Raw genomic sequence first — 24,663 nt, 5'->3', positions numbered from 1 at the left:
TGCGCGACGGGCGTGGACAGTTGCGGACGCCCCCGCGATGTTGCGCCATTGTGACCAGCGGCCGTCACGGCGTGGTCCGGGCGGTGACCCCGGGCCGGCCGGCACCACGGAGGAGTGGGTCATGGTTCGTCCCCCAGCACGCACCGAGAGCGGAATCCCCATCGACCCGGTCTACGGCCCCGAGGCCCTCGCGGACTGGGACCCCGCCGTCAGCCTGGGGGTACCCGGGGACTACCCCTACACCCGGGGGGTCTATTCCACGATGTACACCGGACGGCCCTGGACGATGCGCCAGTACGCGGGCTTCGGCACCGCCGCCGAGTCCAACGCCCGCTACCGGGCCCTGATCGAGGGCGGCGGCACCGGTCTGTCGGTGGCCTTCGACCTGCCGACGCAGATGGGACACGACTCCGACGCCCCGCTCGCCCACGGCGAGGTCGGGAAGGTCGGCGTCGCCATCGACTCCGTCGAGGACATGCGGCTGCTCTTCCACGGGATTCCCCTGGACCGGGTCTCGACCTCCATGACCATCAACGCCCCGGCGGCGCTGCTGCTGCTGATGTACCAGCTCGTGGCCGAGGAGGAGGGCATCGCGGCCGACCGGCTCACCGGGACGATCCAGAACGACGTGCTCAAGGAGTACATCGCGCGCGGGACCTACATCTTCCCGCCCGGCCCGTCGCTGCGGCTGACGGCGGACATCTTCCGCTACTGCCGGGCCGAGATCCCGAAGTGGAACACCATCTCCATCTCCGGCTACCACATGGCGGAGGCCGGGGCCTCGCCCGCGCAGGAGATCGCCTTCACCCTGGCCGACGCGATCGCGTACGTGCGCACCGCCCTCGCCGCGGGCATGCCGGTCGACGACTTCGCCCCCCGGCTGTCCTTCTTCTTCGTCGCCCGGACGACCCTGTTGGAGGAGGTCGCCAAGTTCCGCGCCGCCCGGCGGATCTGGGCCCGGGTCATGCGCGAGGAGTTCGGCGCCCGCGACCCGAAGTCGCTGATGCTGCGCTTCCACACGCAGACGGCCGGCGTCCAGCTGACCGCGCAGCAGCCCGAGCTGAACCTCGTGCGGGTGGCGGTGCAGGCGCTTGCCGCGGTGCTGGGCGGCACGCAGTCACTGCACACCAACGCCTTCGACGAGGCGATCGCCCTGCCCACGGACAAGTCGGCGCGGCTCGCGCTGCGCACCCAGCAGGTGCTCGCGCACGAGACGGACGTGCCACATACGGCGGACCCCTTCGCGGGGTCGTACGCGGTGGAGCGGATGACGGACGAGCTGGAGGCGGCCGTGCTCGGGCTCATGCGGCGGGTGGAGGAACTGGGCGGGGCGGTCGCCGCGATCGAAGCCGGGTTCCAGAAGGGCGAGATCGAGCGGAACGCCTACCGCATCGCGCGCGAGCAGGAGGCGGGCGAACGGGTCGTGGTCGGTGTCAACCGGTTCGCGCTCGCGGAGGAGGAACGGTACGAACCGCTGCGCGTGGACCCGGTGATCGAGGCGCGCCAGTGCGAGGCGCTGGCGCGGCTGCGCGCGGAGCGCGACGGGGCGGCGGTGACGGCGGCGCTGGACGGGTTGCGGGCGGCGGCGGCCGACGCCTCGGCGAACGTGCTCTACCCGATGAAGGAGGCACTGCGGGCCCGGGCCACGGTGGGCGAGGTGTGCGGGGCACTGCGGGAGGTGTGGGGCACGTACGTACCGGCGGATGCGTTCTGACGTGTGAGCTTGCTTTCAGCCACCGCCCGACGGATATCGGCCTGTCGTACCCGCGTGGGACACTCCCTCCCATGCTGGGTGTCACCGATCTGCCGACGTATCTCGCCGGCCTCGTCCTCATCGTCCTCCTGCCGGGACCGAACTCCCTCTACGTGCTGTCCGTCGCGGCCCGCAAGGGTGTCCGCGAGGGGTACAAGGCCGCCTGCGGGGTGTTCACCGGGGACGCCGTCCTCATGTTCCTGACCGCCGCCGGGGCCGGAGCGCTGCTCAAGGCCAGCCCGGTGGTGTTCACCCTGGTCAAGTTCCTCGGGGCGGGATACCTGGCGTGGCTCGCGGTCGGCATGATGCGGACGGCGTGGGGCATGTGGCGCGACCGGGCGGCCCGGCAGGAGGAGGCCCTGGCCGAGCCCGAGGTCCAAGACGAGCGGCCGTACCGGCGGGCGTTGGTGGTGAGCCTGTTCAACCCGAAGGCGATCTTGTTCCTGCTGTCGTTCTTCGTGCAGTTCGTGGACCCGGGCTACGCCTACCCCGCCCTGTCGTTCCTGCTGCTGGGGACGCTGTCGCAGCTGGCGAGCTTCCTGTACCTGTCGACGCTGATATTGACCGGGACCCGGCTGTCGGCGGCCTTCCGCCGCCGCAAGCGGCTCTCGGCGGGCGCGACCTCGGCGGCGGGCGTCCTCTTCCTCGGCTTCGCGGCCAAACTCGCGACGGGCTGACGGGCTGACGGGCTGACGGGCTGACGGGCCGGCGGGCGGCGGGCTTACGGGCCCCGGGGGCCGGTCGCCGGTGGGCGCGCGGTTCAGCGCAGGTGGCGCAGCACGCGGCGGCCCACCCGGCGCAGCAGCGGGCTGCGCGCCAGGAAGGCCGCCCGCGCGGGGACGCCGCCCGGCAGTCCCAGCACCGTGAGCCTGCGGCGGGCGAAGTACCGCCGCGTCCGCGGGGTCGACGAGCCCGCGAGGTACGCCCGCGCGTCCGCGCGCCGCTCCGCGAGGACGCGCGGCTGCATCGTGAAGCCGACCGCCGTGACCAGGGCGGCCACGTCCGGCACGGCCGCTTCCCCGGCCCCGGACAGCTCCGGCAGCAGCGCGTCCACCAGCGTCAGCGGGACGCGGTTGCTGTTCTGGTACGGCTCCAGGCGGCCCAGGAGGGACTCCGTCCCCGTCCGTGCGACCGCGATCCCGTACAGCGTGGCGGCCGTGAGCAGTCCCGTCGAGAAACACCCCACCACCAGCGCCGGCCGCAACCGCTCGTACAGCGTCTCCGCGAGGACCGGCTCCCCGAGCACCGTCAACCGCGCCCCCAGCCGGTGGGCCTCCGCCCCGGCCCGCCGGGCGTACAGTGCCGGGGCGCTCGGGTGCGGCTTGAAGACCAGGTCCCGGTGGCCCCGGGCGTACGCCCCGCGCACCATCTCGACGTGCAGGTCCTCCTCCTCGGACGCCGACATCAGCTCCAGTGCCGACAGGTACTGCCCGAGCAGCAGGGCGGGGGCCTCGCCGACGTCCGGCACCGGCGGGGCGTGCGCGGCGAGTTCGGCCATCACCTTCAGGAAGCTGTCGGCGGGCACCGGTTCCCCGCGCACCCCGAACTCCGTCAGCAGCAGCGGCTCCAGCCCCGGCACCAGGTCCAGGTGCAGCACCCGCCGTACCCGCATCCCGATCTGCGGGTCGAGCCGGAAGCGGGTGGGCCCGTAGCTCATCAGCCCGTCGGCGTAGACGTCGACGGCGGCGCCCGGGAACAGCCGGCACAGGCTCTGCGCCGGCGGGACCTGGAGCGACTCCACGACGAGCTCGACCCGGTCCTCCCCGAGCCCCCACAGCGCGCGGAGCTGTCGCTCCCACATCGGCACGTCCTCCTCGCGCGGCGCCCACACCCCCGGGTGCTGCGGTGCGACGACCGCGTTCCAGTCGATGACCTCGTCGAAGCGGGCGCGCAGCGCGGCGAAGCCGGGCATGGCGGTGAGGCCCGGGCTCACCTCGGGGGTGGGGGAGTGGTTGCTGGTCAGCAGGATGCGGCGGGCGGCCGGCGGGAAGCGGTCGGCGTCGAGGGCCGCCGCCAGGGTGGCCGTCCCGTAGGACGTGGAGGCGAGGAAGATCTGGGTGACGCTCACGCGGCGGCCCCCGAGGCGGCGCGGCGCCGCAACCGGCGCAGCCGGGCCGAGCGGTCCACGTCCATCGAGTCCAACGCCTGGTCGAGCGCCTCCCGGGGCATGCGCGCCAGCGCGGCCGCGCTCAGCGTGCGCAGCTTCCGGGCCACGGCCGGCTCGAACTTCTCGATGGAACCGAGCTGGTGGGCGATGATCGCGCAATACGTTCGAACTGCTTTCGGCAGGAGTGCTCCCGATTCCCGGTCCGTGGCCGTATCCGACAGCACTTGATCGAATGCGGGAATGAAATCGAGTTGACGTTCGTCACCGATCCGGGTCAACGAGGTGGCAATACCACGTCTGTAGAAGATTCCGGCCGTCCCGACCGCGGCGAAGGATTTCGCCTCCCGGTGCAGCCGCCAGATCCACGGCCGGTCCTCCGCGGTCCGCAGACCGTCCGTGAAATGCAGCAACCCCCGGTCCAACAGCCGGCGGTGGTACATCCCGGCCCAGGCGTACGGATAGTCCACCGCCGTCGCGCGCGAGGCCGGCAGGATTCCCGCGCGCGGATCGGCCACGACGCCCTGCGGCCCGAACGGCACCCTCCGCACGCCCCGCGTCCGGCCCGTGACCTGCACGTGGTCGGTCCGGACGAAGTCACAGCCGAGGGCCTCGATCGCGGCCAGCGTGCGGGCGAGGTGGTCGGGGGCGAGCCAGTCGTCCCCGTCCAGGAAGGCCACGTACTCGCCGCGCGCCGCGTCCAGACCGGTGTTGCGCGCCGTGGCGAGACCCCCGTTCCGCTCCCGAGCGAGGTGCACGGCGCCCGGCAGCCGGTCCGCCGCCCGCTCCAGCAACGCGGCCGTCCCGTCCGTCGAACAGTCGTCGACCAGCAGGAACTCGAAATCCTCCCGGGCATTCAGTTCGAGACTCCGCAGGGCGTCCGGCGCGTATGTCTGCACGTTGTAGAACGGCACGACGACAGAGAGCTTGACCACCCGCGTGACGTTAGGACGCCCGCCCGGCATTCACCGTGGCCCGCATACGGATTCCATGTGAACGACGTGGGGCGGTCGTGTTAACCCGGGCGATTTCGGCGTGAGGTGACGGGTTGTTAACCGGCTGTTGCGCGGTCGTTGGGCCGGTCGGAGGAAACGCGGAATAGCTTCTGCCGAGTGCCGGCCACCAGTAATCGTGGCGATCTCCGCATCGCCGTACTCGCCGATTCCGATACGCGATGGAAATGGGGTGCGCTCACCGCGCGGCGCCTCGCGCCCGACCACCGGCCCACCGGATTCCTGTTGCGCGGCCGCGCCACCCCGACCGCACGCCAGCTCGGGGAGGTGGGCGAGGTCGGCGTCGGGGCGACCCCCGGCGGTCCGGCCGGACCCATCGAGGTGACCTGCGCCGAGTTCCTGGCCGAGATCGGGCTAGCGCGCGGCGCCGAGCGCTACGACGTGGTCGTCCTGGCCCTCGTCGGCGGCGCGGTCCAGGCCGTCCTGCACGGCGTGCGCGCCCTGTGGCCCGTGCCCGCGGCCCGCCCCGTCCTGGTCACCGGGTACGTCGGAGTGGTCTACGAGAAGCTCGCCGACGGGCTGCTGCTGCGGCACGGAGCCGACCTTGTCCTCGCCAACTCCGCCTACGACGCGGACCGCTTCCGCGCGGTGTACGCCGGGGTGGGCGCCGGGTCGGACGCCGTCACCGAGACCGCGCTGCCCTTCCTCGAAGGCGCCGCCCACGAGCCGCGCGCCCGGGCGCGCACCGTCGTCTTCGCCGTGCAGCCCTCCGTACCCGAGAGCCGCGCCGACCGTACGTACCTGCTCGCGCGGGCCGCCGCCCACGCCCGGCTCCACCCCGACCGGGAGGTCCTGGTCAAGCTGCGCAGCCGGCCCGGGGAGCACACCACGCACCTGGAGGAGCACCCGTACCAGCGGCTGGGCGAGCGGCTGCCGGGCGGCCTGCCCGCCAACTGCCGGCTGGTGTACGGGAACATGGGTGAGGTGCTGGATGACGCCGACCTGCTGGTCACCGTCTCGTCCACCGCCGCCCTGGAGGCCCTGCACCGAGGCGTCCCGACCGCCGTCCTGACCGACCTCGGCATCCGCGAGGCGCTCGGCAACCACCACTTCCTCGGCTCCGGCTGCCTCGCCTCGTGGGACCAACTGGATCAGGGGCTGCTGCCCCGGGGCGACCCGCGGTGGCTCGCGGCGCAAGGGGTGACCCCGAGCGGGGAGCCCTTCGCCGTCGCCCGCGCCCGGCTCGCCGAGCTGCTCGGGCGGGAGTCGCTCCCGCCCGTTGCCCCCTACTACACGCGGCTCACCGCCCCCGGCTACCTCCCCGGGGTGCTGGCCCGCCACCGCCTGGACCCGGACGGGCACCCGCTGCCCGGCACCCTGCGGCCGGCGTCCGACCGGGCCGGGTCGCGCGCCCGGGCCTGGCTCCGCGGCCGGCTGCGCGAGGCCGCGCGGGGCGCGTACCGCCACGGGGTGCAGCGCGTGGCCCCCACGATCCGCCGCCTGGGCGACCTGTGACCCCCGGCCCCCCGCAGCCACCGCCCCGGGCCCCCGCCGCCCCGTTGCCCCCGTCCGCGTCGGCTGGATCCCGGCCGGCCGACCACGGCCCGGAGCCCGTCTCCCGATCGGGGTCCGGGTCGGGCCCCGAGCCCGTTCGGGTTACCACCGCGCGGGGCTCGGCGGCCCGGTCGTCCGTGCCCGCGGATGCTGCGCAGGGCGCTCGGGCGCCAGGGCCGGCTCTCGGGCCGAGGCCCGGTGTCGGCCCCGGGCCGGTCCCCGCGCCCGTGCCCCGGGCCGTGTACGTGCCCCCGTCCGCCCCCGGCTCGGGTTCCAGGCCCGTTGCGGCTCCCGCCGCGCGGGGCTCGGCGGCCCGGTCGTCCGTGCCCGCCGATGCTCCGCAGGGCGTTCCGGCGCCCGGGCCGGCTCCGGGGGCCGCGCCCGGGGCGGGATTCGGGACCGGGCGGGTGCTCGCTGTGATTCCGGCGCGGGGTGGGTCCAAGGGGGTGCCGGGCAAGAATCTCGCCGAGGTCGGGGGGACCCCGCTCGTCGCGCGGGCCGTGCGGGCCTGCCTGGCGGCGCCCGCCGTCACCGACGTGGTCGTCTCCACCGACTCCGAGGCCATCGTCGCCGCCGCCCGGGCCGCCGGGGCGGTCGCCCTGCGCCGGCCCGCCGCCCTCGCCGGGGACACCGCGAGCAGTGAGGCCGCCCTGCTCCACGCGCTGGACTCCTTCGAGGAACTGCACTCCGTCACCGTCGACGTCGTCCTTCTGGTGCAGTGCACCAGTCCCTTCCTGACCCCGTCCGACATCGGGTCCGTGGCCGCGGCCGTCGCTTCCGGTGGCGCCGACTGCGCCCTGACCGTGGCCCCGTTCCACGGTTTCCTCTGGCGGGCGGGGCCCGACACCACCGCGGCCGGCGTCAACCACGAGGCCGCGTACCGCCCCCGCCGCCAGGACCGCCCCGAGGACCTGCTGGAGACCGGCGCCGCCTACGCCATGGCCGCCGACGGCTTCCGCGCCGCCCGCCACCGCTTCTTCGGGCGCATCCGGCCCGTCGTCACCGACCCGGCCCGGGTCTTGGAGATCGACGACCCCCACGACCTGGCCCGTGCCCGCCTCCTCGCCCCCCTGCTCGACCCCCCGTCCGACACCCCGACCCCGCCCCCGCTCCCGTCCCCCGTACGAAGGACGTCACCCACCATGAGCCCCACCTCCCGTCTGCGCGGCTTCGGCCGACGCCTCGCCGGCCCCGGTCAGCCCGTCTACGTCGTCGGCGAGATCGGCATCAACCACAACGGCGACCTCGACAACGCCTTCGCCCTCATCGACGCCGCCGCCGACGCCGGCTGTGACGCCGTGAAGTTCCAAAAGCGCACCCCGGAGATCTGCACCCCCCGGGACCAGTGGGACGTGGAGCGCGACACCCCCTGGGGCCGGATGACCTACATCGACTACCGCCACCGGGTCGAGTTCGACGAGTCCGACTACCTCGCGATCGACGCGCACTGCGCCCGGCGCGGCATCGACTGGTTCGCCTCCCCCTGGGACACCGAGGCCTTGGCCTTCCTGGAGAAGTTCGACCTCCCCGCCCACAAGGTGGCCTCCGCCTGCCTCACCGACGACGACCTCCTGCGCGCCCTGCGTGCCACCGGCCGGACCGTGGTGCTCTCCACCGGCATGTCCACCCCGAAGCAGATACGGCACGCCGTCGAGGTGCTCGGCAGTGACAACATCCTGCTCTGCCACGCCACTTCGACCTACCCCGCCAAGGCCGAGGAGCTCAACCTGCGGGTGATCAACACCCTCCGCGAGGAGTACCCGAACGTCCCGATCGGCTACTCCGGCCACGAGACGGGCCTCCAGACGACGCTGGCCGCCGTCGCCCTGGGCGCGGCGTTCGTCGAGCGGCACATCACCCTCGACCGTGCGATGTGGGGCTCCGACCAGGCCGCCTCCGTCGAACCCGGTGGCCTCGCCCGCCTCGTCCGCGACATCCGCACCATCGAGACCGCCCTCGGCGACGGCGTCAAGCGCGTCTACGACTCCGAGCTGGCCCCGATGAAGAAGCTCCGCCGCTTCCCCGGCCGGAGCGAGCCGACCGGCCAAGGCCACGCCCCCGGCCAAGGCCAGGCCCCCGCCACCGTCTGATCCCGCCCCCTCCGACGAGGAGTACGTGGTGACCCCCTCCGCCCCCGCGCCCACCGCCGCCCCGACCCTGGCCCTCGTCGAGAGCCCGGTCCAACTGCTCAACGTCCTCGAATGGGCCCACGCCGAGTCCACCCCCGCCGGCGCCCCGCTCCTGGGTGCCGTGCCCCGCCAGCCCACGGCCGCCTCCCGCGCCGCCTGCCGGCCGCACACCCCGCTGATCGTGGTCCTGCCGCCCACCGACCCCATGTCGCGGGGGCAGCTGCGCCGCGTCGCCTCCCTGGCCCGCGACGAGGGGTTCACCATCCGGTGGCAGGAGGCGCGGGGTGGCGCGGGGGCCCCGTTCCGGGCCCTGTCGGCGCTCGCCGCCGATGTGCGCCGCGCCGAGCGGATCGTGCTCGGGGACCCCTTCTCCCGCTTCGTGCAGCTGCTGCTCGCCCCGGCGGCCCGCACCGCCGAACTGGTCGTCGTCGACGACGGCACCGCCACCATGGAGTTCGTCGCGCAGCTCGGCCGGGGCGAGCGGCTGCGCCGCTGGCACCGCACGGGCGGCGGGACCGCGTCCCGGGTGCGGGAGTTCGCGTACGCCCCGGTGTCGGGGACCGCACGGCGCCGGCTCGCTCCGGGAGGGCGCCGCCGGGTACGGGTGTTCACCTCGATGCCGGTCACACCGCTGCCCGGGATGGAGCTGAGGATCAACGACTTCGCCTGGACCCGCTCCCGCTTCGGCCCGCCGCGCCTGACCAGGGGCACCGACCTGGTCGGCACCTCGCTCGTGGAGACGGGGGTGGTGGACCCGGCCCGCTACCTCGACGCCGTGTGCGCCCTGACCCGGGAGCACGGGGCGACGCGGTACTTCGCGCACCGCCGTGAGTCCCCGCTGAAGCTGCGGACGCTGAGCGAGGCCGCCGGGCTGGAAATCGTCCGCCCCGACCTGCCCCTGGAGCTGATCGCCCGGCGTGGACCGGTCGGCCGGACCATCGTCAGCTTTCCGTCCACGGTCGTCCACACGCTGCCGTACGCCTTGGCCGGCACCGGCGTCACCGTCGCCGTATGCGATGTGGAGCCGGCCTGGCTCACGGCCGACGCCTCACCCCGGGCCCGGGGCTTCCTCGCGGGGGTCACCGAGACCGCCCGTGATGTGCGCAGACTCCCCGCCCAGGCGGCTCCGACGGCCGGATGAGCGCGCGAGTTTACCCTCCGTCGCAACCGGTCATGCGTCCGGAGGTCGGGTTTCTTTCCCCTAACGGCATGAACTTTTGGTGATCTCCGGCCAGTTGACCCATCCGTGCGCCTAACCTTCAACGGGTGAACCAGTTGATGTCCCGCGAGTCCCAGACCGCCCTGCCCGGCACGCCCGACCGGCCCGAGCTGCCCGGCACGCTTCCGGACCACCTGCGTGCCGAACTGATCGCCTTCCGCCGGGACCTGCACATGCATCCCGAGCTCGGGCACCAGGAGTTCCGCACCACGGCCGCGATCAAGGCCCGGCTGGAAAAAGCCGGCCTGCGACCACGGGTGCTGAGCACCGGCACCGGCCTGATCTGTGACGTCGGCACCTGGGACGGGGTACGGCCCGTGCTCGCCCTGCGCGCGGACATCGACGCCCTGCCCATCCCGGACACCAAGTCCCACATCGCGTACCGCTCGACCTTCCCCGACCGGGCGCACGCCTGCGGCCACGACGTCCACACCGTGACCGTGCTCGGGGCCGGCCTGGTGCTCGCCGAGCTCGACCGGCAGGGCCTGCTCCCGCAGCCGGTGCGGCTGCTGTTCCAGCCCGCGGAGGAAGTCCTGCCGGGCGGTGCCAGCGACGCCATCGAGGACGGGGTCCTGGACGGCGTCGGCAAGATCATCGCGGTGCACTGCGACCCCCGCGTGGACGCCGGGAAGATCGGACTGCGCCCGGGTCCCATCACCTCGGCCTGCGACCGGCTGGAGGTGGCCCTCGCGGGCCCCGGCGGTCACACCGCCCGCCCCCACCTGACCACCGACCTCGTCACGGCGGCCGCTCGCGTCGCGGTCGATGTACCGGCGGTGCTGGCCCGGCGTATGGACGCCCGCTCGGGGATGTCGGTCACCTGGGGCCGGATCGAGGCGGGCCACGCCTGCAACGTCATCCCGATGCACGCGGAGCTGTCCGGAACCGTGCGGTGCCTGGACCTGAACGCCTGGCACGAGGCACCAGACCAGATCCACGCGGCGATCGACGAGGTCGCGGCCCTGCACGGGGCCAAGTCCGAGATCACCTACGTCCGGGGCGTGCCCCCGGTGGTGAACGACCCGCTGGTCACCGAGCTGCTGCGCGAGGCGATGGCGGCCCGGCGCGGCCCCGGGGCGATCGAGGACACCGAGCAGAGCCTGGGGGGCGAGGACTTCTCCTGGTACCTGGAGCACGTCCCCGGCGCCATGGCCCGCCTCGGAGTGCACAAGCCCGGCGATCCGGCCAAGCGGGACCTGCACCGGGGCGACTTCGACGTGGACGAGTCCGCGATCGCCGTCGGCGTCGAGTTCTTCACCGCCGCCGCGCTGCTCGACGGGCCGCGCGCCAGGCCTTCCCGGTAAACGTCAGGGCAAAATTTGTACAACATCTGAGCGGCACCCGGCGCACCTGTCCAGCCCTTGGTATGCAAGGGCTGGGCGCGTGACTGTTACCGAACGGTCACTGTCCGGTTCGCGACGATCCGATAACGACTCCTGAACGGGCTCTTAACTGACATCTACGCGCGTTACGATCGCCGCGAAACCAGCGCCGGTCGTGGCGCTTCGGTCAGGTTTTGAAGGAGCCTCCCCTTGCGCCGGATCACCAGGATCGCCACCGTGGGCATCGCGTCCGCGGCGCTGGCCCTCTCGGCCACCGCCTGTGGCGGAAAGAAGTCGTCGGACGCCACGTCCTCCAGCTCGTCCTCCGGGACGAAGGAGCAGAGCGCCGCCATCGCGTACGACATCGGCGGCCGCGGCGACCAGTCGTTCAACGACGCCGCCTACGCCGGTCTTGAGAAGGCGAAGACCGAACTCAAGATCAAGACCGCCGAGGCCGAGCCCACCGAGGGCGAGTCCGAGGCCGACAAGGTCCAGCGCCTGACCGAGCTCGCGCGCAAGGGCAACAACCCGGTCATCGGCGTCGGTTTCTCCTACGCCCCGGCCATCAAGAAGGTCGCGCCGAAGTTCCCGAACACCACGTTCGGCATCATCGACGACACCTCGGTGACCGACAAGAACATCGCCAACCTCGTCTTCAACGAGGAGCAGGGTTCGTACCTGGCCGGCGTCGCCGCCGCCAAGGCCTCGAAGTCCGGCACGGTCGGCTTCATCGGCGGTGTCGAGGTTCCGCTGATCAAGAAGTTCGAGGCGGGCTTCACCCAGGGCGTCAAGGACACCAACCCGAACGCCAAGGTGCTGTCGGCCTACCTGACGCAGCCGCCGGACTTCTCCGGTTTCGCCAAGCCCGACCTCGGCAAGGCCACCGCCAAGGGCCAGCTCGACGCCGGCGCCGACGTGATCTACGCCGCCGCCGGTCTCGCCGGCTCGGGTGCGATCGAGGCCACCGCCACCGCCGGCAAGTGGGCGATCGGTGTCGACTCCGACCAGTACAACCAGGCCGGTCTGTCGAAGTACAAGGACCACATCCTGACCTCGGTCACCAAGGACGTCTCCGCCGCGGTCTTCAACGAGATCAAGTCGGTCGTGGACGGCAAGCCGCAGACCGGTGAGGTCCGCTACGGCCTGGACAAGAACGGCGTCGGCCTGGCCGACTCCAACCCCGAGTACAAGAAGATGGCCGACGTCATCGCCGCGGTGGAGAAGGCCAAGGCCGACATCATCGCGAAGAAGATCACCGTCAAGACCGCCCCGTAAGGGTCGGCCTGCCGGTCGAACGGTCTCCGGGGTCCGGGTGGCGGCTCTGCCGCCACCCGGACCCCGCCCCGCGTCACTTGGCCACCCGGCCACCAGTTTTCACTTCCGACAGTGCTACGCGCGTAGAGGAACCGTGGACGCGGTACCTTCTCTCACCGCCCTGTCCCCCCTGCCTTCCGCTCCTTCGCGCCAAGGAGAGTGCGTCATCAACGCGTCCAGCCCCCCCGCCGTAGAACTGCACGGCATCACCAAGCGTTTCCCTGGCGTCGTCGCCAACAAGGACATCGACATCACCGTTCGCAAGGGCACGGTCCATGCCCTCATCGGTGAGAACGGTGCAGGCAAGTCGACCCTGATGAAGATCCTCTACGGCATGCAGAAGCCGGACGAGGGCACCATCGCGATCGACGGGGAGCAGGTCTCCTTCGCCAACCCGGGCGATGCCATCGCCCGCGGCATCGGCATGGTGCACCAGCACTTCATGCTCGCCGACAACCTCACCGTCCTGGAGAACGTCGTCCTCGGCGGCGAGAAGCTGTACGGGATCGGCGGCAAGGCCCGCAAGAAGATCATGGAGATCTCCGACGCGTACGGTCTCGGGGTCCGCCCCGACGCCCTCGTCGAAGAGCTCGGCGTCGCCGACCGCCAGCGCGTGGAGATCCTCAAGGTCCTCTACCGCGGCGCCCGCACCCTCATCCTCGACGAGCCGACCGCCGTGCTCGTGCCGCAGGAAGTGGACGCGCTCTTCGACAACCTGCGCGAGCTCAAGGCCGAGGGTCTGACCGTCATCTTCATCTCGCACAAGCTGGGCGAGGTGCTGAAGGTCGCCGACGACATCACCGTCATCCGTCGCGGCACCACGGTCGGCACCGCCGACCCCCGGACCGCCACCACCAAGCAGCTCGCCGAGCTGATGGTCGGCAGCGAGCTGCCCTCGCCGGAGACCCGCGAGTCCACGGTGACGGCCGTTGCGATGCTGACCGTCGAGGGCCTGACGCTGGCCGCCACCGACGCCGTCGCCGTCGAACCGGAGGCCATAGGGCGCATGGCTCCGGAGGACTCCTACGTCCGTGAGAGCGCCGAAGCGGGCCGACTCCTGCTCGACGACGTCACCTTCACGATCCACAAGGGCGAGGTCCTGGGCATCGCGGGCGTCGAGGGCAACGGCCAAACGGAGCTCATCGAAGCCCTCATGGGGATGAACGCCGCCGACTCGGGCGTGATCACCCTCGACGGCCGCGACATCACCAAGGAGCCGGTGCGCAAGCGCCGCGAGGGCGGGATCGGCTACATCCCCGAGGACCGCCACCGGCACGGGCTGCTGCTGGAGGCCCCGCTCTGGGAGAACCGCATCCTCGGCCACGTCACCGAGGCGCCCAACTCCAAGCGCGGTGTCCTCGACCCGAAGGCCGCCCGCAAGGACACCGAGCGCATCGTGCGCGAGTACGACGTCCGCACCCCGGGCATCGACGTCACCGCGGCCTCCCTGTCCGGCGGCAACCAGCAGAAGCTGATCGTCGGCCGCGAGATGAGCCACAACCCCAAGTTCCTCATCGCCGCCCACCCCACCCGCGGTGTGGACGTCGGTGCGCAGGCGCAGATCTGGGACGCCATCCGCGAGGCCCGGCGCGAGGGCCTGGCCGTGCTGCTCATCTCCGCCGACCTCGACGAGCTGATCGGCCTGTCCGACACGCTGCGCGTCATCTACCGCGGCCGCCTGGTCGCGGACGCCGATCCGGCGACCATCACGCCCGAGGAGCTGGGCACCGCCATGACGGGTGCCGCGAGCGGGCACCTGGAAGCAACGAACGACCACGTTGAAGGCTCCGCCGCTGCCGACGGGACGACGGAGGACGAGGCCCGATGAAGAAATTCGACAAGGACCGGCTGCTGCTCTCGGTCGCCGGGCCGCTGCTCGCGTTGATCAGCGCCCTGGTGCTGACCGTGATCGTGCTGGCGGCCTCGGGCGTCGACCCGATCGACCCGCTGCGCATCATGATCGAGCAGGCCGGTTACGAGGACATCCAGGTCCTGATCATCAACCAGGCCGGCATCTACTACCTGGCAGCCCTGGCCGTCGCCATCGGCTTCCGGATGAACCTCTTCAACATCGGCGTCGACGGCCAGTACCGCCTCGCGGCGATGTTCTCCGCGGTGGTCGGCACGGCGGTCTCGCTGCCCGGTCCGCTGCACATCCTGTTGATCGTGGCCGTGGCCATGCTGACGGGTGCCTTCTGGGCCGGTATCGCGGGCATCCTCAAGGCCCGCCGCGGCGTGAGCGAGGTCGTCTCCACGATCATGCTCAACGCCATCGCGACCTCGCTGATCGCCTGGCTGATCCTGCCGAAGAACTTCGGCGTCCAGCCGGCCGGTTCCAACGACCTCACCACCGGCGACATCCCGGAGTCGGGCTGGTTCCCGTCCCTCTCCCTGTCCGGCGGCGACATCTACGGCTTCACCTTCGTCGCCTTCGCCCTGGGCATCGTCTACTGGTTCGTGTTGAACCGGACCCGCTTCGGCTTCGACCTGCGCGCCACCGGTGCCAGCGAGTCGGCCGCCCAGGCCTCCGGTGTGGACGCCAAGAAGATGATCATGACGTCCATGCTCGTCTCGGGCGCGGTCGCCGGTCTGACCGGCATGCCGCTGCTGCTCGGCGAGTCGCACACCTACAACCTGTCCTTCCCGCTGGGCATCGGCTTCACCGGCATCACCATCGCGCTGCTCGGCCGGAACAACCCCGTCGGCATCTTCTTCTCTGCGCTCCTGATCGCCTTCATCGACAAGGCCTCCGCCGGTCTCGACCAGAACGGCTACGCCAAGGAGATCGGCACGATCCTGCAGGGCCTGATCGTGATCGCCGTCGTCGTCAGCTACGAGCTCGTCCGCCGCTACGGCATCCGCCGCCAGCAGCAGAAGGTCGGCGAAGAGCTGGCCGCAGGCCACGCCCTCAAGACCGACAACAAGGAGGTCGCGGCGTGAGCACCAGCACCGTTTCCGCGACGAGCGCCGCGCCCAAGAAGGGCGGCGGCCGCCGCAAGCTGACCCTGCCCTGGATCCTGCTGATGATCGCGGGCGGACTCGCCCTGATCTCCCTCGTGAGGATCGTCTCCGGCGCCAACGACCTGACCTCCGTCGGCCAGGTCTCCGGTGCCCTCCAGCTCGCCGTGCCCATCGCCCTCGCCGGCCTCGGCGGCCTGTGGGCCGAGCGCGCGGGCGTGGTCAACATCGGCCTCGAAGGCATGATGATCCTGGGCACCTGGTTCGGCGCCTGGGCCGGCTACCAGTGGGGTCCGTGGACCGGTGTCCTCCTGGGCATCGTCGGCGGCGCCCTCGGCGGCCTGCTGCACGCGATCATCACCGTGACGTTCAACGTCAACCACATCGTCTCCGGTGTGGCGGTCAACATCCTGGCCGTCGGCTTCACCCAGTACCTGTCGAACTTCACCTTCGACAAGGCCCCGGGCGGTTCCTCCAAGCAGTCCCCGCGCATCGACTCGATCACCGAGATCACCGTCCCGGGGCTCTCGGACTGGTTGGCGACGCTGCAAGGCAAACACTGGTTCCTGATCTCCGACATCGCCGGAGTCCTCGGCGGGCTGGTCACCAACCTCTCGCTGCTGACCATCGTGGCGGTCCTGCTGGTCCCGGCGACCTGGTGGGTGCTGTGGCGGACCTCCTTCGGTCTGCGCCTGCGCTCCTGCGGCGAGAACCCGATCGCCGCCGAGTCGCTCGGCGTGAACGTCTACAAGTACAAGTACATCGCCGTGGTCGTATCCGGCGCGATGGCCGGTCTCGGCGGCGCGTTCCTCGCGATCGTCTCCACCGGCATCTACCAGGAGGGCCAGACCGGCGGCCGCGGCTACATCGGTCTCGCCGCGATGATCTTCGGCAACTGGATGCCGGGCGGCATGGCCCTCGGCTCGGGTCTCTTCGGCTTCACCTACAGCCTCCGGCTGCGCGGTGGCGCCGAGAACGTCCACGCGATGCTCCTGCTGCTGGCGATCCTGCTCGTACTCGTCGTCGTCTGGCAGATCTACAAGAAGAAGCACGTGCAGGCGGCCATCGCGGCCCTGTGCTCCGCCGGTCTCTTCCTCTGGTACGCGCTCACCGACGCCGTCCCGAGCCAGTTCGTGGACGCCGCCCCGTACGTCACGACCCTGCTCGTGCTCGCCCTGTCGGCGCAGCGACTGCGGATGCCCAAGGCGGACGGCCTGCCGTACCGCAAGGGCCAGGGCAAGTGAGCCCGCACGCCGCCGCCGACTGGGAGGCGCTGCGGACCGCCGCCCGGGAGGCGATGACGCGGGCGTACGCCCCGTACTCGGGCTTCCCGGTCGGTGTGGCCGCGCTGGTCGACGACGGCCGCACGGTCGTGGGCTGCAACGTGGAGAACGCCAGCTACGGGCTGGGCCTGTGCGCCGAGTGCGGGCTGGTGTCCGCCCTCCAGGCCACGGGCGGCGGTCGGCTCACTCACTTCACGTGCGTGGACGGCAAGGGCGAGATCCTCGTCCCGTGCGGCCGCTGCCGGCAGCTGCTCTTCGAGTTCGGGGGCCCCGAGCTCCAGGTGGAGACGCCGGAAGGCGTCCTGCCGCTCTCGGCGATGCTGCCCCAGGCCTTCGGGCCGGACCACCTCAGATAGCCGAAGCGACGGTCCTTCGTTCCTCCCGGGCGAAGGGCCGTCGTGTTTCCGTTTCATCCTTCCCCCTCTTCTCTATGCGCGTAGAAGGAAGCACTCCATGGACGTCATCTCCGTCATCCGCACCAAGCGCGACCGCGGTGAACTGAGCCCCGACCAGATCGACTGGGTCATCGACGCCTACACGCGGGGCGTCGTCGCCGACGAGCAGATGTCGGCGCTGGCGATGGCCATCTTGCTGAACGGCATGAACCGGGCCGAGATCGCCCGTTGGACCGCCGCGATGATCGCCTCCGGCGAGCGGATGAACTTCGACTCCCTCTCCCGCCCGACCGCCGACAAGCACTCCACCGGCGGTGTCGGCGACAAGATCACCCTGCCGCTGGCCCCGCTGGTCGCCGCCTGCGGCGCGGCCGTGCCGCAGCTCTCGGGCCGGGGCCTCGGCCACACCGGCGGCACCTTGGACAAGCTGGAGTCCATCCCCGGCTGGCGCGCGCTGCTGTCCAACGAGGAGATGCTGAACGTCCTCGACACCACCGGCGCGGTCATCTGCGCCGCCGGTGACGGTCTGGCCCCCGCCGACAAGAAGCTGTACGCGCTGCGCGACGTGACCGGCACGGTCGAGGCGATCCCGCTGATCGCCTCCTCCATCATGTCGAAGAAGATCGCGGAGGGCACCGGCTCGCTGGTCCTGGACGTCAAGGTCGGCTCCGGCGCCTTCATGAAGAACATCGAGGACGCCCGCGAGCTCGCCTCCACCATGGTCGCCCTCGGCACCGACAGCGGGGTCAAGACGATCGCCCTGCTCACCGACATGTCCACCCCGCTCGGACTGACCGCCGGCAACGCGCTGGAGGTCCGCGAGTCGGTCGAGGTCCTCGCCGGCGGCGGTCCCGCCGACGTCGTGGAGCTGACCCTGGCCCTGGCCCGGGAGATGCTGGACGCGGCGGGCATCAAGGACGCCGACCCGGCCAAGGCCCTCGCCGACGGCTCCGCGATGGACGTGTGGCGCCGGATGATCGCCGCCCAGGGCGGCGACCCGGACGCCACCCTGCCCGTCGCGCGCGAGCAGCACGTCGTCACCGCCCCCGCCTCCGGTGTCCTGACCCGGCTGGACGCCTACGCGGTGGGCGTCGGCGCCTGGCGCCTGGGCGCCGGCCGCGCCCGCAAGGAGGACCCGGTCCAGGCGGGCGCGGGCATCGAACTGCACGCCAAGCCCGGCGAGACGGTCACCGCGGGCCAGGCCCTGATGACCCTGCACACCGACACCCCGGAGAAGTTCGAGTACGCCCTGGCCGCCCTGGAAGGCTCCTACGACGTCGCCCCGGCGGGCACCGCCTTCACCGCGAACCCGATCGTGCTCGACCGCATCGCCTGAGCACCACCCCCCTGACCCCGTCGGCGCGGCTCCCCGTCCGGAGCCGCGCCGACGGCTTTTCCCGCCGCGTCCCGGGCGATGAGTTCGGGTGCGCGGCCCGGTCAACCCCTCGTGGAGATCAGAGGACTGGTGCTGTCCGGCCCCGCCGTGACCCCCGAGGACGCCGACCGGCTCGACGCCCTGTGCCGGGACGGCCCCCGCCCGCTGTGGGTGGTGTGCGCCGCCGGGGGCCTCGACCACGCCGGGCTCGCCGAGGTGGACGGGCTCGCCCGCCTCGCCCTCGCCGCACGCCGGGCCGGGGTCCGCCTCAGCGTGGCCGGGGCCGCACCGCGACTACGCGCCCTGCTGAACCTCGTCGGACTCGTCGAGCTGCTCGGGGAGCCCGAACAACGGGAACCACCTGGCGGTGTCCAGGAAGGCGTTCAGTCCGACGATCTTCCCCTCTGATATCTCCAACACCTGCAGCGCCCACGGCTCGTGCCCGGGCCGGCCGTCCGCGCGCGGACGGTACTGGCCGAAGGCGGGCATGCCGTTCGCCGTCGTCGGGACGAGCCGGGACCCCTTGCAGCCGATGCCCTGGTTCAGGTGCCACGCCGCGATGTCGGCGTGACCCCGCAGCCACAGGTCGTACGGCGGCATCGACAGCACCGCGTCCTCGTGCAACAGGGCGGTGAGCCGGGAGATGTCATACGCCTCGAAGGCGCTCAGGTACCGCTCCAGCAGCTTCGCCTGCTCCGCGTCCAGCGGGTCCGCCGGATCACTCGCCCGCACCGCCTGACCGGCGAGGGTGGCCCGCGCCCGCTGGAGGGCGCTGTTCACTGACGCGACCGTGGTGTCGAGCAGCGTCGCGACCTCGTCCGCCTTCCAGGCCAGCACCTCGCGCAGGATCAGCACGGCCCGCTGCTTCGCCGGCAGGTGCTGGAGCGCCGCGACGAAGGCCAGCCGCACGGACTCCCTCGCCAGCGCCGTCTCCGCCGGATCGGCGGTCTGCGGCAGCACCCGCCCGTCCGGCACCGGCTCCAGCCACGTCACCTCCGGCCGCTCGTTGAGCACGGCCGAAGCCTGGTGCTGCGGCGCCCCGAAATCCATCGGCCGGGCCCGCTTCTTCCCCGCGTTCAGCAGGTCCAGGCAGACGTTGGTGGCGATCCGGTACAGCCAGGACCGCAGCGAGGAACGGCCCTCGAACTTGTCGTAGGCGCGCCAGGCACGCAGGAACGTGTCCTGCACCGCGTCCTCGGCGTCGAAGGAGGAACCGAGCATCCGGTAGCAGTAGCCGGTCAGCTCGACTCGATAGCGGCCCATCGCCGAGTCGAGGTCCGGGCTCGTCGCGAGGTCACTCATGGCTGCCGTCCCCCAGTAGTTCCACTACGTCGAAACTACCGGAGGGGTCTGACAACGGCAGCCGGACCGCCCGGCGCCGCACCGGCCACGGCTCAGGTGCCGGGCTTGCGCCCGTACACGTAGACGTCGTCACCATTGCGCAGCAGGTTCCAGTACGCCTTGGCGTCCGCCGGGCGCATGTTCACGCAGCCCCCGGAGCCGGGCGGGCTCCACATGCTCTTCTGCACGGAGTGGAAGGCGATGCCGCCGTCGAAGAACTGCGCGTACGGCATCGCGACGTCGTAGAGCGTCGACCAGAAGTCGATGTCGCGGTAGTAGATCTGCTTGTGACCGATCCGCGTCTCGGTCCCGTCCTTGCCCGTGCGCACCGGTACCGGCCCGTAGACCAGTTTCCCGCCGTCCTGCACCCAGCTGAGCTGGCGCGTCAGGTCCACGCAGGCGATCCGTCCCAGGTCCACCGGGCACGCGCCGTCCCGGTTGGGGGTGGTGCCGGCCGCCCGTTGCGCCAGCATCACGCTCATCGTCTGCCAGGTGAGCGGCCCGGCGTACCCCGCGGTCGGGGTGATGCCGTACGTCGCCTGGAAAGACCGTATGGCCGTGCAGTCGGCCGCCGACTGCACGCCGTCCACCGGCCGCCCCAGGAACTGCTCGACCTGCCGCTGGTAGGGCCCGGTCGTCGCGGTGCAGGACGCCGCCTGAGCCGTCCCGCCCCCGACGACCACCAGCGGCGCCGCCAGGGCCACCGCCGCGCCCGCCAGTGCCGCCGCCCGGCCCCTCGTACGAATCCGTCGTTTCCGTGTGAATGTCACATTCGCCTCCCCACCGCATTCCTTCCCTGCCCGGGGGCCGAACGTGCCGGAGCCCGGAGCGCGATGGGCTCCGGGCTCCGTAAATCACCTCGTACCGATGTCGTACGGCGAGTGCGCGCGCCGTCGTATCAGCGCATCGCGGCCAGTGAGGTCAGGCGGCGTTCGGTGCGCGCCACGCGTGACCCGTACAGGGTGATCGACGCGACGCCCACCACCGCCACCAGCGCGATCCCGACCGTGGCCGCCCACCCCGAGGCGTGGTAGGCCAGCGCCCCGAGGGTGCCGCCCGCGCTCGAACCGAGGTAGTACGCCGACTGGTAGAGCGCCGACGCCTGCGCCCGGCCCGTCGTCGCCGTCCGGCTCACCGCCGCCGAGGCCACCGCGTGCCCCGCGAAGAACCCGGCCGTGATCAGCACCAGGCCCGCCAGGACGGCGGCCAACGAGTCCGCCAGGGAGAGCAGCAGCCCGAGCGCGGTCGTGGTCACCGCCAGGTACAACGCGCCGCGCCGTCCGATGCGGGCCACCAACTGCCCGGCGGCCGCCGAGGAGACCGTACCGACCAGGTAGACCAGGAACACCGAACCGACGACGCCCTGCCCCAGCGAGAACGGCTCGTCCACCAGGCGGTACCCGATGACCGTGTACACCGCCCCGAACACCGTCATGAACAGCGCGCCGATCCCGTACAGCCGCAGCAGCAACGGGTCCCGCAGGTGTCCCGCGACCGTACGCGCCACAGCGCGCGGCGCCGGCGACGCCGGCCGGAAGAACCGCGCCCGGGGCAGCAGGACCAAGAACGCCACCGCGCACGCCAGCGCCATCAGCCCGACCGTCAGCAGCCCGGCCCGCCAGCCCCACAGCTGCGCGGCCCAGCCCGTGACGATGCGGCCGCTCATCCCACCGATCGAATTGCCCGCCACGAACAGGCCGATCGCGCCCACCAGAGCCTTCGGGCGGACCTCCTCCGCCAGGTACGCCATCGCGGAGGCGGGGATGCCGGCGATCGCCGCACCCTGGAGCGCGCGCAGCGCCACCAGCCACTCCAGGTTCGGGGCGAACGGGACGAGCAACCCGACACCGACGGCCAAGGCCATCGCGCAAGTCATCATCCGGGTCCGCCCGAACCGCTCGGACAGCGCGCTCAGCGGCAGGACGAACAGGGCGAGCGCGCCGGTGGCGGCGGACACCGTCCAACTGGCCTGACCGGCCGTCACGCCGAAGTCGCCGGAGATCGCGGGCAGCAGCGCCTGGGTGGAGTAGAGGAGGGCGAAGGTCGCCAGTCCGGCGGCGAAGAGCGCGAGGCTCATCCGGCGGTAGCCGGGGCGGCCGGGGGAGAGGGGCTGCGGTGCGGGGGACGGCGAGGTGGAGGCACCCGGGATGGTGGGTGCCCCGGTATGAGCGGGAGGCATGCCTCGACGGTAGACCCGGGCCGTTTCATGCGTCCAATGCACAGAATCGCGATAATCAATCCGCTCATGCATCAGTCCTGCTCAGAGAGGTGCATGTCAATGAGTCGTTACGAAGAAGACATCCCCGTGACAAGTCTGTTGGCCCCCCGGCTCGCCTACTTCGTCGCGGTCGCCCGGCACGAACACGTCACCCGCGCCGCGCACGAGCTGGGCGTACCGCAGTCGACGCTGTCCCGGGCCATGGTCCGCCTCGAACAGGACCTGGGCGTCACGCTGTTCGCCCGCACGGGCCGCACCGTGGCCCTCACCACCGCCGGGCGCACCTTCCTCGCGTCCGCCCGGCGGGCCCTCGGCGAGATCGCTCGCGCCGCCGAGTCCGTGCAGCAGGACGCCGACCCGGCCTCCGGCAAGGTCGCCTTCGGCTTCCTGCACACACTGGGCTCCGAGACCGTACCCGGGCTGATCCGCGCCTTCCGCGCCGACCACCCGAGGATCCGGTTCTCCCTCGTCCAGAACTACGGCGAGGCCATGCTGGAGCGGCTGCGGGCCGGTGAACTCGACCTCTGCCTGACCTCGCCGCTCCCCGACGCCCCCGACCTGGTGGCCCGCCGGCTGGACGAACAGCGGCTGCGGCTGGTGGTACCCGACGACCACCGCCTCGCGGGCCGCAAGCGCGTCCGCCTCGCCGAGGCCGCGGAGGAAACCTTCGTCACCCTGGAGCCCGGCTACGGGCTGCGCCGCATCACCGACGACCTGTGCGCGGAAGCCGGGTTCACCCCCAGGGTCGCCTTCGAGGGCGAGGAGGCGGAGACCCTGCGGGGCCTCGTCGCAGCGGGCCTCGGCGTGGCCCTGCTGCCGCCGCCCGCCGTGGCCCGGCCCGGCGTGGTCGAACTGACGGTGACGGCGCCGCGCGCGGTCCGCGAGATCGGCGTCGCCTGGCTCGACGGGCACCCCGACACGCTGCCCGTGGCGGAGTTCAAGCGGTTCCTGTTGTCCCGGCGGGGCCGGCTGCTCCCGGAACCGTGACCCGGGCCGCCGCCTCCCCGGCCCCGTCCGCGTCGGTCGCGGCCTCTTCGGACCCGCCCTCCGCAGGCCCGCCCTCCGCAGGTCCGGCCGCCCCGGTCCCGGCCTCCCCATCCCCGCCTTCCGCAGGTCCGGCCGCCCCGGTCCCGGCCGACAGCAGGTACCCGGCCTGGAAGCGCGAGGTGGCGCCCACCGCCCGCATGATCCCCGCGATGTGCCGCTGGCAGGTCCGCTGCGACATGCCCAGCCGGCGCGCGATCACCTTGTCGTCCAGCCCCTCCGCCAGCAGCCGTACGATCGTCTGCCGCAACTCCTCCGTGAGGGAGCGGGCGGCCTCGGGGCCGATCGTCACGGGGAAGGGCTCCGCCGCCAGCCAGGTCCGTTCGAAGGCGCCCTTCATGAAGTGCACGACGTTCGGCTCGCGCACCACCAGCGCCCCCCCGTCGCGGTCCGGCACCTCCATCAGCCCGGTGTGCCCGTCGAAGACCAGCATGCGCATCAGCCCGTCGCCGACCGTGCGGACCTGCGCGCCCAGCGCCGTCAGTCGCTCCACGTAGGCCGCCGTCGGGCGCGAGTACCGGGCCGTGTGCTGGTAGACGGTCCGCATCCGCACCCCGCGTGCCAGCAGCGCCTCGTCCCGCCCGATCGACTCCTCCAGCGACTCGGGCGGCCGGCCGCCACCGGGCTGCGAGGCCAGCAACTCGCACTCGGTGCCCGCCGCGAGCTCCGCGATCAGCCCCCGTACCGCCCCGAGGTCGGTCACCAGCTCCAGGTGCCCCGAGCCGCCCGGATCGCGGTGCGCGGCCCCCGCCTCGTACGCCGGGACCAGCTCCTCCAGCCGCCCGCGCAGCCGGTCCATCTCGTCGTGGGCCTCCCGCACGAGCAACGCCAACGGGGCCAGGGCCCGGGCCGCCGCCGCGCGGGGCGCCACCGCGCTCCACCGCTCGGGGCCGGGGCCCGGAGCGCGCTGGAGCAGGTGGGCCGCGGCCAACTCGGTGATCGCGGTGCCGGCGCGCGCGCCGAGCACGGCGCAGGCCTCCTCCGCCGTGAAGGCGCGTCGGTCCACCGCGTACGCGTAGAGGCGCCGAGCGGCGGGGCTCAGCCCGTCGTCCCGGACACGGGCTCCGAGGTCGTCGGCCGACATGCGCCTATTTCTCCCTGTGGGTGAGGTTTTGTAAACCCCTCGTTTTCCCGCAAGGCGGCAAGACGACCCCTCGCCGAGACCCCACGGCATATGCCGAACCGGCACAGTGGGACCACGCCCGAGGGGGAAGGCACCGGAGGGCGCACCGGAACGGCCGCGGCCATCCGACCGTGAGGGGGCGGATCGGCGGGCCCGCCGTTCCGGCGCGCCGCCGCGTCGGCCCGTCGCCGTACGCGCCGAAGACGTCAGTCGGACGGCTTCGCGTAGGCGCCGAATCCGGTCCAGTCGACGGCGACCACCCGCTCGTCGCCCACCACCCAGGCGTCGTGCCCGGGTGCGATCTGCATGAAGTCGCCGGGGCCGTACTCCTCGGCCGTGCCGTCGTCCATCACGACCTTCATCCGGCCGCTCACCATGTAGCCGGTGTGCGCGGCCTCGCAGCTGTCCGTGCCCGCCATCGGCTTGATGTGCTCCGACCAGCGCCAGCCCGGCTCGAACACGGCGCGGCCGATGGGCCCGCCCTCCGCCTGGATCACGTCCAGCCGGCCCTTGCCGTCCTGGAACGGGCGCGTCTCGTCCGCGTCGTCGAAGTTCTTGCGCACGATCTGGGCCATGCC

Annotated in this window: 21 protein-coding genes and 1 pseudogene; 15 read left to right on the top strand and 7 right to left on the bottom strand. The window is 72.3% G+C overall.

Translation table 11 applies throughout. The annotated features are described in order from the left end of the window. Nucleotides 1-121 precede the first annotated feature (121 nt). Nucleotides 122-1,714 (top strand): acyl-CoA mutase large subunit family protein, encoded by a 1,593-nt coding sequence (locus ACV7NM_RS12930; RefSeq protein ID WP_463410438.1) that lies wholly within the window; start codon nt 122-124, stop codon nt 1,712-1,714. 71 nt (nt 1,715-1,785) lie between these two features. After that, on the top strand, nt 1,786-2,430 hold the full coding sequence (gene leuE / locus ACV7NM_RS12925; RefSeq protein WP_463410437.1) for a leucine efflux protein LeuE: 645 nt from the start codon (nt 1,786-1,788) through the stop codon (nt 2,428-2,430). A gap of 83 nt (nt 2,431-2,513) precedes the next feature. Here leuE and ACV7NM_RS12920 read toward each other — a convergent pair whose 3' ends face one another. Further along, nucleotides 2,514-3,821, bottom strand: a complete 1,308-nt coding sequence (locus ACV7NM_RS12920) for a polysialyltransferase family glycosyltransferase (RefSeq protein WP_463410436.1) — start codon at nt 3,819-3,821, stop codon at nt 2,514-2,516. Continuing rightward, on the bottom strand, nt 3,818-4,792 hold the full coding sequence (locus tag ACV7NM_RS12915) for a glycosyltransferase family 2 protein (protein WP_463410435.1): 975 nt from the start codon (nt 4,790-4,792) through the stop codon (nt 3,818-3,820). The genes ACV7NM_RS12920 and ACV7NM_RS12915 overlap by 4 nt, the downstream gene beginning before the upstream one ends. Nucleotides 4,793-4,969: 177 nt before the next feature. Here ACV7NM_RS12915 and ACV7NM_RS12910 point away from each other — a divergent pair, with 177 nt between their 5' ends. From ACV7NM_RS12910 to ACV7NM_RS12855, 12 genes and pseudogenes are all read left to right on the top strand, one after another. Next, on the top strand, nt 4,970-6,325 hold the full coding sequence (locus ACV7NM_RS12910; RefSeq protein WP_463410434.1) for a DUF6716 putative glycosyltransferase: 1,356 nt from the start codon (nt 4,970-4,972) through the stop codon (nt 6,323-6,325). Further along, nucleotides 6,322-7,164: pseudogene (locus ACV7NM_RS12905) on the top strand (acylneuraminate cytidylyltransferase family protein); the annotation flags it as partial. The gene ACV7NM_RS12910 and the pseudogene ACV7NM_RS12905, both read left to right, overlap by 4 nt. A 342-nt stretch (nt 7,165-7,506) precedes the next feature. Further along, nucleotides 7,507-8,454 carry an N-acetylneuraminate synthase family protein gene (locus tag ACV7NM_RS12900; RefSeq protein WP_463413928.1) on the top strand — a complete coding sequence of 316 codons (948 nt, stop codon included), beginning with the start codon at nt 7,507-7,509 and terminating at the stop codon, nt 8,452-8,454. A gap of 28 nt (nt 8,455-8,482) precedes the next feature. Next, a complete protein-coding gene (locus ACV7NM_RS12895; protein WP_463410433.1) occupies nt 8,483-9,634 on the top strand; it encodes a hypothetical protein in 1,152 nt (383 codons plus the stop codon). 137 nt (nt 9,635-9,771) lie between these two features. Further along, a complete protein-coding gene (locus ACV7NM_RS12890) occupies nt 9,772-11,016 on the top strand; it encodes an amidohydrolase (protein WP_463413927.1) in 1,245 nt (414 codons plus the stop codon). A gap of 228 nt (nt 11,017-11,244) precedes the next feature. Beyond that, on the top strand, nt 11,245-12,309 hold the full coding sequence (locus tag ACV7NM_RS12885) for a BMP family lipoprotein (protein WP_463410432.1): 1,065 nt from the start codon (nt 11,245-11,247) through the stop codon (nt 12,307-12,309). Nucleotides 12,310-12,478: 169 nt separating this feature from the next. Continuing rightward, the gene (locus ACV7NM_RS12880) at nt 12,479-14,176 is read left to right on the top strand and encodes an ABC transporter ATP-binding protein (RefSeq protein ID WP_463413926.1); all 1,698 of its coding nucleotides are present in this window, start codon (nt 12,479-12,481) and stop codon (nt 14,174-14,176) included. Then, nucleotides 14,173-15,288 (top strand): ABC transporter permease, encoded by a 1,116-nt coding sequence (locus ACV7NM_RS12875; RefSeq protein WP_463410431.1) that lies wholly within the window; start codon nt 14,173-14,175, stop codon nt 15,286-15,288. The genes ACV7NM_RS12880 and ACV7NM_RS12875 overlap by 4 nt, the downstream gene beginning before the upstream one ends. After that, on the top strand, nt 15,285-16,550 hold the full coding sequence (locus ACV7NM_RS12870) for an ABC transporter permease (RefSeq protein ID WP_463410430.1): 1,266 nt from the start codon (nt 15,285-15,287) through the stop codon (nt 16,548-16,550). The genes ACV7NM_RS12875 and ACV7NM_RS12870 overlap by 4 nt, the downstream gene beginning before the upstream one ends. After that, entirely contained in the window at nt 16,547-16,945 is a 399-nt protein-coding gene (locus tag ACV7NM_RS12865) for a cytidine deaminase (protein WP_463410429.1), read from the top strand. Before ACV7NM_RS12870 ends, ACV7NM_RS12865 begins: the two co-directional genes overlap by 4 nt. Before the next feature lie 97 nt (nt 16,946-17,042). Next, a complete protein-coding gene (locus ACV7NM_RS12860) occupies nt 17,043-18,320 on the top strand; it encodes a thymidine phosphorylase (RefSeq protein WP_463410428.1) in 1,278 nt (425 codons plus the stop codon). Between the two features lie 111 nt (nt 18,321-18,431). After that, a complete protein-coding gene (locus tag ACV7NM_RS12855; RefSeq protein ID WP_463410427.1) occupies nt 18,432-18,767 on the top strand; it encodes an STAS domain-containing protein in 336 nt (111 codons plus the stop codon). Here the strand turns inward: ACV7NM_RS12855 and ACV7NM_RS12850 are convergent. The 3 genes from ACV7NM_RS12850 to ACV7NM_RS12840 form a co-directional block, all read right to left on the bottom strand. Next, nucleotides 18,654-19,661 carry a sigma-70 family RNA polymerase sigma factor gene (locus ACV7NM_RS12850; RefSeq protein ID WP_463410426.1) on the bottom strand — a complete coding sequence of 336 codons (1,008 nt, stop codon included), beginning with the start codon at nt 19,659-19,661 and terminating at the stop codon, nt 18,654-18,656. The genes ACV7NM_RS12855 and ACV7NM_RS12850 overlap by 114 nt on opposite strands. 92 nt (nt 19,662-19,753) lie before the next feature. Then, nucleotides 19,754-20,446: a L,D-transpeptidase family protein gene (locus tag ACV7NM_RS12845; RefSeq protein WP_463413925.1), complete on the bottom strand. Its 693-nt coding sequence runs from the start codon at nt 20,444-20,446 to the stop codon at nt 19,754-19,756. A gap of 152 nt (nt 20,447-20,598) precedes the next feature. Further along, nucleotides 20,599-21,879 (bottom strand): MFS transporter, encoded by a 1,281-nt coding sequence (locus ACV7NM_RS12840; protein WP_463410425.1) that lies wholly within the window; start codon nt 21,877-21,879, stop codon nt 20,599-20,601. 99 nt (nt 21,880-21,978) lie between these two features. On the opposite strand from ACV7NM_RS12840, the gene ACV7NM_RS12835 reads away from it, so the two are divergent. Further along, nucleotides 21,979-22,905 (top strand): LysR family transcriptional regulator, encoded by a 927-nt coding sequence (locus ACV7NM_RS12835; protein WP_463410424.1) that lies wholly within the window; start codon nt 21,979-21,981, stop codon nt 22,903-22,905. On the opposite strand, the gene ACV7NM_RS12830 is transcribed toward ACV7NM_RS12835, so the two are convergent. Then, nucleotides 22,856-24,046: a LuxR C-terminal-related transcriptional regulator gene (locus ACV7NM_RS12830; RefSeq protein ID WP_463410423.1), complete on the bottom strand. Its 1,191-nt coding sequence runs from the start codon at nt 24,044-24,046 to the stop codon at nt 22,856-22,858. The two genes, ACV7NM_RS12835 and ACV7NM_RS12830, sit on opposite strands and share 50 nt — an antisense overlap. A gap of 245 nt (nt 24,047-24,291) precedes the next feature. Next, nucleotides 24,292-24,660, bottom strand: coding sequence for a cupin domain-containing protein (locus ACV7NM_RS12825; protein ID WP_463410422.1), 369 nt, complete (start codon nt 24,658-24,660; stop codon nt 24,292-24,294). Nucleotides 24,661-24,663 lie beyond the last annotated feature (3 nt).

It is taken from the genome of Streptomyces sp. Tek67B01, assembly GCF_055231995.1.
This window is presented reverse-complemented; position numbering and strand designations above follow the sequence as displayed.

Excerpts from the sequence above, each read along its gene's own strand:
- ACV7NM_RS12930 (WP_463410438.1), top strand. The coding sequence starts at position 122 with ATGGTTCGTCCCCCAGCACGCACCGAGAGCGGAATCCCCATCGACCCG.
- leuE (WP_463410437.1), top strand. The coding sequence starts at position 1,786 with ATGCTGGGTGTCACCGATCTGCCGACGTATCTCGCCGGCCTCGTCCTC.
- ACV7NM_RS12900 (WP_463413928.1), top strand. The coding sequence starts at position 7,507 with ATGAGCCCCACCTCCCGTCTGCGCGGCTTCGGCCGACGCCTCGCCGGC.
- ACV7NM_RS12890 (WP_463413927.1), top strand. The coding sequence starts at position 9,772 with ATGTCCCGCGAGTCCCAGACCGCCCTGCCCGGCACGCCCGACCGGCCC.
- ACV7NM_RS12875 (WP_463410431.1), top strand. The coding sequence starts at position 14,173 with ATGAAGAAATTCGACAAGGACCGGCTGCTGCTCTCGGTCGCCGGGCCG.
- ACV7NM_RS12860 (WP_463410428.1), top strand. The coding sequence starts at position 17,043 with ATGGACGTCATCTCCGTCATCCGCACCAAGCGCGACCGCGGTGAACTG.
- ACV7NM_RS12850 (WP_463410426.1), bottom strand. The coding sequence starts at position 19,661 with ATGAGTGACCTCGCGACGAGCCCGGACCTCGACTCGGCGATGGGCCGC.
- ACV7NM_RS12840 (WP_463410425.1), bottom strand. The coding sequence starts at position 21,879 with ATGCCTCCCGCTCATACCGGGGCACCCACCATCCCGGGTGCCTCCACC.
- ACV7NM_RS12835 (WP_463410424.1), top strand. The coding sequence starts at position 21,979 with ATGAGTCGTTACGAAGAAGACATCCCCGTGACAAGTCTGTTGGCCCCC.
- ACV7NM_RS12830 (WP_463410423.1), bottom strand. The coding sequence starts at position 24,046 with ATGTCGGCCGACGACCTCGGAGCCCGTGTCCGGGACGACGGGCTGAGC.
- ACV7NM_RS12825 (WP_463410422.1), bottom strand. The coding sequence starts at position 24,660 with ATGGCCCAGATCGTGCGCAAGAACTTCGACGACGCGGACGAGACGCGC.